This window comes from Pseudomonas sp. BF-R-01 (assembly GCF_019946615.1).
In the GTDB taxonomy this organism is placed as follows: domain Bacteria; phylum Pseudomonadota; class Gammaproteobacteria; order Pseudomonadales; family Pseudomonadaceae; genus Aquipseudomonas; species Aquipseudomonas migulae.
In genome coordinates this window covers 50,214-57,605 of the sequence record NZ_JAGYFX010000037.1, presented here as the reverse complement: position 1 = coordinate 57,605, position 7,392 = coordinate 50,214, and the positions used below count along the sequence as shown (strand labels likewise).

7 protein-coding genes are annotated in these 7,392 nt (G+C 62.4%); 4 read left to right on the top strand and 3 right to left on the bottom strand.

The features are described from left to right. Positions 1–8 precede the first annotated feature (8 nt). Positions 9–1,286: a lipid IV(A) 3-deoxy-D-manno-octulosonic acid transferase gene (gene waaA, locus KGB27_RS15780; protein WP_223555233.1), complete on the bottom strand. Its 1,278-nt coding sequence runs from the start codon at positions 1,284–1,286 to the stop codon at positions 9–11. Beyond that, positions 1,279–2,199, bottom strand: a complete 921-nt coding sequence (locus KGB27_RS15775; protein ID WP_008040402.1) for a LysR family transcriptional regulator — start codon at positions 2,197–2,199, stop codon at positions 1,279–1,281. The genes waaA and KGB27_RS15775 overlap by 8 nt, the downstream gene beginning before the upstream one ends. A 102-nt stretch (positions 2,200–2,301) precedes the next feature. Here KGB27_RS15775 and KGB27_RS15770 point away from each other — a divergent pair, with 102 nt between their 5' ends. From KGB27_RS15770 to KGB27_RS15755, 4 genes are all read left to right on the top strand, one after another. Further along, positions 2,302–2,634: a DMT family transporter gene (locus KGB27_RS15770; RefSeq protein ID WP_008027887.1), complete on the top strand. Its 333-nt coding sequence runs from the start codon at positions 2,302–2,304 to the stop codon at positions 2,632–2,634. A 202-nt stretch (positions 2,635–2,836) separates the two neighbouring features. Further along, positions 2,837–4,012, top strand: a complete 1,176-nt coding sequence (locus tag KGB27_RS15765) for an NAD(P)/FAD-dependent oxidoreductase (protein ID WP_223555231.1) — start codon at positions 2,837–2,839, stop codon at positions 4,010–4,012. After that, complete coding sequence (locus KGB27_RS15760) at positions 4,009–4,821, top strand: aldo/keto reductase (protein ID WP_223555229.1); 813 nt, start codon at positions 4,009–4,011, stop codon at positions 4,819–4,821. Before KGB27_RS15765 ends, KGB27_RS15760 begins: the two co-directional genes overlap by 4 nt. A 33-nt stretch (positions 4,822–4,854) precedes the next feature. Then, the gene (locus KGB27_RS15755; RefSeq protein ID WP_008040396.1) at positions 4,855–5,823 is read left to right on the top strand and encodes a hypothetical protein; all 969 of its coding nucleotides are present in this window, start codon (positions 4,855–4,857) and stop codon (positions 5,821–5,823) included. 137 nt (positions 5,824–5,960) lie between these two features. Here KGB27_RS15755 and hldE read toward each other — a convergent pair whose 3' ends face one another. Further along, entirely contained in the window at positions 5,961–7,385 is a 1,425-nt protein-coding gene (hldE, locus tag KGB27_RS15750; RefSeq protein ID WP_008027879.1) for a bifunctional D-glycero-beta-D-manno-heptose-7-phosphate kinase/D-glycero-beta-D-manno-heptose 1-phosphate adenylyltransferase HldE, read from the bottom strand. Positions 7,386–7,392: the final 7 nt, after the last annotated feature.

Below are 7,392 nucleotides of genomic sequence, written 5' to 3'. Positions count from 1 at the left end.
CATACAAGTCACCGATTGATCAATCGGTCGAACCCATCCAGCAACCGCTGCAACGCGCCCTGATTGGTGCGCATCACTTTCAGCCCCGCGTCTGCCATTCGCTGCGCATCGCGCGGCAATTCGAACAACCGCTGCACCGCCAGCGCCAGCCCCTCGGCATCTTCCACTTCCTGCAACGCCCCGGCGCTGCGCAACTGCGCGGCGATTTCGAGGAAGTTGAACAGGTGCGGCCCACTGAGCACCGGTTTCGCCAGCGCGGCGGGTTCCAGCAAGTTATGGCCACCGTTCGGCACCAGACTGCCGCCGACAAAAGCGCTGTCGGCCAGGGCATACAAAAACAGCAACTCGCCCATGGTGTCGCCGAGCAACACCGACGTATCGGCGGCGACCGGCTCCCCGGAGGAACGACGTACTGTGGCGAAACCTTGTTGCTTGCAAAGCTCGAACACCGCGTTGAAACGCTCCGGATGGCGCGGCACCAGAATCAGCAACGTATCAGGATGACTGTCGAGCAGTTGACGATGCGCCGCCAACACCACTTCATCTTCACCGTCGTGAGTACTGGCGGCGATCCACACCGGACGCTCCTGCGCCCGCCATTGCCCACGCAACTCGGTGGCACGCTGGAGCAGTTGCGGGTCGATGGTCAGGTCGAACTTGATCGAACCGGTCACTTCAACCGTTTCCGCACGGGCGCCCAAATCGCGGAAGCGCTGGGCCTCGGCTTCGGTCTGCACGGCGAACAGGCTCATTTCGGCGAGCATCGGCTGAGTCAATTTACCGAAGCGGCCATAGCCTTTGGCGGAACGCTCGGACAGTCGTGCGTTGGCCAGCGCCACAGGAATCCCGCGTTTGGCGCATTGATGAATGTGGTTGGGCCAGAGCTCGGTTTCCATGATCACCGCCAGTGTTGGCCGGACCCGATCAAGAAACCGCGCCGCCGCGCATGGCAAGTCGTAAGGCAAATAGCAGTGCTGGATGCGCGGCTCGTTGGCGAACAAGGCGTGGATGCGTTCGGAGCCCGTCGGCGTCATGCAGGTCACGGTGATCGGCAGTGCTGGATAACGTTGCAGCAATGCGCGAATCATCGGCGCTGCGGCAATGCTCTCGCCCACGGACACCGCGTGCACCCAAATGCCGCCTGGCTTCATCGCCGGCAGCCCGAGCGAGAACCGCTCGCCGATGCGTTTGGCATACGCCGGTGCCTTGCGCGAGCGCAGCCACAGCCGAATCGCTACCAGTGGCAGCCCCAGATAAAACAGCGCGGTGTAGAGAGTTCTATTCATGGCGGCGGAGTTTATCGGTTTTTTCGCCGATCGCCTGCAAGTGCACGGCAAAACGTTCCGCCAGCCAACGGGCTGCCGGGCCGAGCGGTTCATCGCGGCGCCAGACCAGCTCCACCACCAACGCCGGCGGCGTCCATTCGCTGGCCAGTTCGACCATCAACCCCTGATACGCCGGATACTGCACCACGTGCCGTGGCAACCAGGCCCAGCCGAGGCCACGCACCAGCCATTCGGCCATCACGTAGAAACTGTCGGCCCGCCAGACCTGCGGGCTGGCCGGCTCGCTGCCGGGATACACGCTGGACTGGGTCGACATCAGCAACTGCCGATGCTGCGCCAGTTGCTGGCAATCGACCGGAGCCTGCGTCGCCAATGGATGCCCGACGCCGCACACCGTGACCATTTCGACGCTGCCCAGCACTCGCCGTTCGAGCGCCTCGGGAATCTGATCGTGGTAAAACAACAGACCGAGATCGGCCCGGCGCTCCACCAGCTTGCGCGCCACATCGCCCTGGGCAGCGCTGGTCAATTGCACTTCAAGGCTGGGAAACTGTTCCGCCAGGGCTTCGAAACTTTCAATGATCGGCTGATACGGCATCGCCTCATCCTGAGCCACGCGCAGGCGAGCTTCCTGGCCACGCGTCATTGCCAGCGCCCGGCCATTCAGGCGCTCGCATTGACGCAGCACTTCCCGCGCCTCATCCAGCAACGCATTGCCGGCCTCAGTGAGTTTCGGCTGCCGGCCGCTGCTGCGGTCGAACAGGCTCACACCCAGGTCTTCTTCCAACAGCGCTATCGAACTGCTGACCGCCGACTGCGCCTTGCGCTGGTCCCGCGCCACAGCGGAAAACGATCGCTGCTCGGCAACGCTGACGAACAAACGCAACTGCTCCAGATTCCATTGAATGTTCATGGCTAACCCATCTCCCGCACAGATAGGTAATGACTTTACCCCATCTGAGCAACCTCTAAAATGCCGACCTCATAAAGCAACACTTCACACGAGGATGCACCCATGACCGCTTACTACTACCTGGCCATCGCCATCTGCGCCGAAGTGATCGCCACTGTTTCGATGAAAGCGGTCAAAGGCTTCAGCACACCGTTGCCGCTGATTCTGGTGATCGTCGGTTATGGCATTGCCTTCTGGATGCTGACATTGGTGGTGCGCAGCGTGCCGGTGGGTGTGGCGTACGCGGTGTGGGCCGGCATGGGGATCGTGATGGTCAGCGTCGCGGCGCTGTTTATCTACGGGCAGAAGCTGGATGTACCGGCGATGCTCGGGATGGCGCTCATCGTGCTTGGCGTTGTGGTCATCCAGCTCTTCTCCAAAACCGCCGGGCACTAAGACCTGAAACACGATCCATTGTAGGAGCGAGCCTGCTCGCGATTGCGGTATGTCAGCCAACATCTCTGCTGAATGTACCGCCCTCATCGCGAGCAGGCTCACTCCCACAGGATTTGTGTCTGGCTATGGATTGATTGCCAGCAAAACCTCCATTCTTCGAGTCTGTATACTGCGCCCTCGTCTTGAACACTGAGGTCGCTGCATGCCATCCGTTATTTCCACCGACGTTTTGATTGTCGGCGCTGGTGTCGCCGGCCTCTGGCTGAACGCGCGCCTGCGCCGCCAGGGTTTTTCGACCGTGTTGGTGGAAAGCGCCACCCTCGGTGGCGGGCAGAGCCTGAAGTCCCAAGGCATCATCCACGGCGGCGCCAAGTACGCGCTGCATGGCGCCCTGACCGGCGCCTCGGAAGCCATCGCCGACATGCCGCGCCGCTGGCGTGAAGCCCTGGCCGGTGACGGCGAACTGGATTTGTCCGGCGTGCGCCTGTTGTCCGAAGCCCATTACCTCTGGTCCCCCGGCACGATCGCCGGCAACCTCACCAGCTTCTTCGCCAGCAAAGCCGTGCGCGGCCGTGTCGATCAGGTCAAGGGCGACCAATTGCCGCTGGCCCTGCAAGACAAGCGCTTCAAGGGCAAGGTCTATCGACTGGCAGAACTGGTGATCGACGTGCCAAGCCTGATTCAGCGCCTCGCCGACCTGGCCGGTGACGGCTTGCTCGCCGGGAAGACGATCGAGCCGTTGCTGGACGCTGGCGTTCTGGTCGGCCTGAAGGTCGACGAGCGTGAAATCCGCGCCCAACGCATCATCTTGAGCGCCGGTGCCGGGACGGCAGCACTACTCGAAGCCCTGGGGCTGACCAAGCCCGCCATGCAACGTCGACCGCTGCACATGATCATCGCCAAAGGCCCCGGCCTCAAACCGCTGTACGCCCATTGCCTGGGGGGCGGTACCAAGCCGCGCATCACCGTGACCACCCATCCGGCCGCCGATGGCCAATGGGTCTGGTACCTAGGTGGCGATATCGCCGAGGCCGAAGGGGTTGCCCGCGAACCGGCCGAGCAAATCGCCACCGCGCAAAAAGAACTCGGCCAATTGCTGCCATGGATCGACTTGAGCACCGCGCAATGGGCGACCTTGCGCGTGGACCGCGCCGAGCCGCTGCAATCGGGCCTGACGCGCCCCGACAACGCCTTCCTTGCCGAAGAAGGCCGTTTGCTGGTCGGCTGGCCGACCAAACTGGCGCTGGCGCCGGACTTTGCCGACCGTGTCATCAGCTCATTGCAACGTGACGGCATCCAGCCAAGCCATCCGGCGCCGCTGCCCGAGTTGCCGAAGCCGCCGATGGGCGTCCCGGCCTGGGAGCAACTGCTGCCATGAGCCAACCGACTCTGCACGACTTCCATCGCCCGCTGGGCAGCACCGGCCTGATGGTTTCGCCCCTGGGTTTGGGCACCGTCAAACTCGGCCGCGATCAAGGCGTGAAATACCCCAACGGTTTCCAGATCCCCGACGATGACGAAGCGCGCATGCTGCTCAAACTCACGCGCGACCTGGGCATCAACCTGATCGACACCGCCCCGGCCTATGGTCGCAGTGAAGAACGACTCGGCCCGTTGTTGCGCGGTCAACGCCAGGACTGGGTGATCGTCAGCAAGGTCGGCGAAGAGTTTGCCGACGGCCAGTCCCGCCACGATTTCAGCGCCGCGCATACCCGGCTCTCGGTGGAACGCAGCCTGCAACGCCTGGAAACCGATTTTATCGATCTGGTGCTGGTGCACTCCGACGGTAATGACCTGGCGATCCTCAACGACAGCGAAGTCTACGCAACCCTCGCCGCGCTCAAGGCCGAAGGCAAGATTCGCGGCTATGGTTTCTCCGGCAAAACCGTCGAAGGCGGTTTGAAGGCTCTGGAACAAGGTGATTGCGCGATGGTCACCTACAATCTGAACGAACGGAACGAGAAGCCGGTCATTGACTATGCTGCTGATCACGGCAAAGCCATCCTGGTCAAAAAAGCCCTCGCCAGCGGTCACGTCTGCCTGAGTCCAGGCGTGGATCCGGTGCGCGCCAGTTTCGAGTTGTTGTTTGAACATCCGGGTGTGGCCAGTGCTATTGTCGGGACCATCAATCCGCTGCACCTCGCCCACAACGTCGCGACCGTTGCCCAGGTCCTACGTAGCAACTGATGCCGCCCCACGCGGCCTTAAGCAGGAGCCGACATGCCGCGTACGCTCATTAGAAAGAACCCGAGCAACTTCAAGACCCTGCCGTTATTCGTCGAAGCGACTCCCGAAGGCCTGAGTTATCAAAGCGTCGGGATGCCGCTGAATTTTTCCCAGACGTTGCAACGTCGCCGCCCGGTGACAGTGGCTGACAGCGAACGGTTCGCCGTGGAGTTGGCCAATCTCGGGGTTTCGGTGCGCCTGACCCTGCATTGGCAGAATCGCGATTACTGGGTGTTGGTACGTCAGCGTCGGCAAGACCGTGGCGATGTGGTGCTCAAGCTGATCTCCGGTTACGTGCCGGCCCACGAACTGAACCTGCCGCTGCACACTGCCATCCAGGAGATTGCCGAAGAGTGCCTGCTGGAAACGCCGGAAGGCTGGCTCGGCGGGCGTTTCAACGACACCTGGCTGCCGGCGCCCTACTCCGCCGCGCTGCACTATCGCGAGGCGTTGCCGTTTCGGCTGACGCCGCTATCCGGCTCGGCGCGGCCGGTGCGCTGCGCCAACCTGCAGTTGATCGAACGACCGCGCGCCTACGTGCACCTGCCGACCGCGTCGCTGCAACTGATCTATGACTTGCGCCTGGACGTGCCCAAGGAAGCCAAATCCCTGAGCCTGTTTCATGTCGACGAGCGACTGGAGGGCGATCAACTGGTGGCCCGCCTCGACCGCAAGCGTCCCGACTTGTACCTGATGCCGCTACAGGACGGCCAGCCGATGGCCGAGTTGTATACCCTGAAAAAGGATCACCTTTACCCGGCGAGCACACGCGGATTGTATCTGGCAGAGAGTTTTGCCCAGCAGCAAGGCTGGCTGGTGCGCGATGAGCGGATTCGCTGGAAGGATTGGGTGCGCCAGCAAGGCTTGAACCCGCCGGGGAAAGATTCCGGTTTGGCGCGGTTGCGCGGGAAGGCGAAGCAATTGCTGAAGAAGATCGTGCCGCGCAAGAAGGTCAGTTCCTAAAAACCCAGCATGCGTACACCTAACCCTGTAGGAGCTGGCTTGCCAGCGATGGTCGTTAACGATGACGCGTGTCTACTGAGTAAACGCGGCGCCCTTGAGCCCATCGCTGGCAAGCCAGCTCCTACAAAAGTTTGGTATCACTCGGACTTGCGGATTTTTTCGACTATCGCGGTCGTGGAACTGTTTTCCACCAGCCCCAGCACTTTTACCGTTCCGCCATACGCCGTCACGATGTCCGCACCGACCACCTGGTCGATCCCGTAATCCCCACCCTTGACCAGCACGTCCGGCTTGACCTCGCGCAGCAGGTTTTCCGGGGTACCCTCAGGGAAGCTGATCACCCAATCCACCGCACCCAGACCTGCCAGTACCGCCATGCGACGGTCGACGCTGTTGATCGGACGACCCGGCCCTTTCAGGCGGCTGACCGAAGCATCGTCGTTGACCGCAACGATCAGACGATCGCCTTGAGCGCGTGCCTGTTCGAGGTACGTCACGTGGCCGGCGTGCAGGATGTCGAAGCAGCCATTGGTGAAGACGATCTTCTCTTTATGCGCACGCGCATCGTCGACCGCCAGCAACAACTGCTCAAGACCCAGCACACCGCGCTCGGAACCTTCTTCACGCTGGATGGCGCGACGCAGTTCCGGGGCACTGATGGCCGCCGTACCGAGCTTGCCGACAACGATGCCTGCCGCCAGGTTGGCCAGGGCCACGGCGTGAGGCAATTCCTCGCCCGCGGCAATCGCCGCCGCCAGGGTGGAAATCACGGTATCGCCGGCACCGGTCACGTCGAACACTTCACGTGCCCGAGCCGGCAGGTGCAACGCCGGATGATCCGGGCGCAACAGGGTCATGCCGTGTTCGCCGCGGGTCACCAGCAACGCGCCGAGGTCGAGGTCGTGCATCAGCTGCGCGCCCTTGCTCACGAGTTCATGCTCATCGGCGCAACCGCCGACGATGGTCTCGAATTCGCTGAGGTTCGGAGTGATCAGGCTCGCACCCCGGTAGATCGAGAAATCCTTGCCCTTGGGATCGGCCAGCACCGGAATGCCACGGGCACGGGCGGCCTGGATCAGCACTTGATGATTTCTCAACGCGCCTTTGCCGTAGTCGGACAGCACCAGCACCTTGATGCCTTCGAGCAGTTCATCGACTTGCTCGCCGAGCGCCAACGCGTCGGTGGCGAAGGGTTCTTCAAAGTCGATACGCAGCAGTTGCTGGTGACGGCTCATGACCCGCAGCTTGACGATGGTCGGCTGGTGCGCGATGCGCTGGAACAACGCCCGTACGCCAGCGCCCTTGAGGCTGTTGGCCAGGCTGTCGGCGGCTTCATCGTCGCCGGTCACGCCGACCAGCGAGGCCGGTGCGCCGAGGGCGGCAATGTTCAGGGCAACGTTCGCGGCACCGCCCGGGCGGTCCTCGATTTGCTCGACTTTGACGACGGGTACCGGCGCCTCAGGGGAAATCCGTGAGGTACCACCATGCCAGTAACGGTCGAGCATGACATCGCCGACCACCAAGACAGGGGCTTGATCGAATCGCGGCATGGACAACTTCATGGAGCAA

What these genes read in the sequence shown, in the direction of transcription:
- waaA (WP_223555233.1), bottom strand. Translation starts at nt 1,286, where the DNA reads ATGAATAGAACTCTCTACACCGCGCTGTTTTATCTGGGGCTGCCACTG.
- KGB27_RS15775 (WP_008040402.1), bottom strand. Translation starts at nt 2,199, where the DNA reads ATGAACATTCAATGGAATCTGGAGCAGTTGCGTTTGTTCGTCAGCGTT.
- KGB27_RS15770 (WP_008027887.1), top strand. Translation starts at nt 2,302, where the DNA reads ATGACCGCTTACTACTACCTGGCCATCGCCATCTGCGCCGAAGTGATC.
- KGB27_RS15765 (WP_223555231.1), top strand. Translation starts at nt 2,837, where the DNA reads ATGCCATCCGTTATTTCCACCGACGTTTTGATTGTCGGCGCTGGTGTC.
- KGB27_RS15760 (WP_223555229.1), top strand. Translation starts at nt 4,009, where the DNA reads ATGAGCCAACCGACTCTGCACGACTTCCATCGCCCGCTGGGCAGCACC.
- KGB27_RS15755 (WP_008040396.1), top strand. Translation starts at nt 4,855, where the DNA reads ATGCCGCGTACGCTCATTAGAAAGAACCCGAGCAACTTCAAGACCCTG.
- hldE (WP_008027879.1), bottom strand. Translation starts at nt 7,385, where the DNA reads ATGAAGTTGTCCATGCCGCGATTCGATCAAGCCCCTGTCTTGGTGGTC.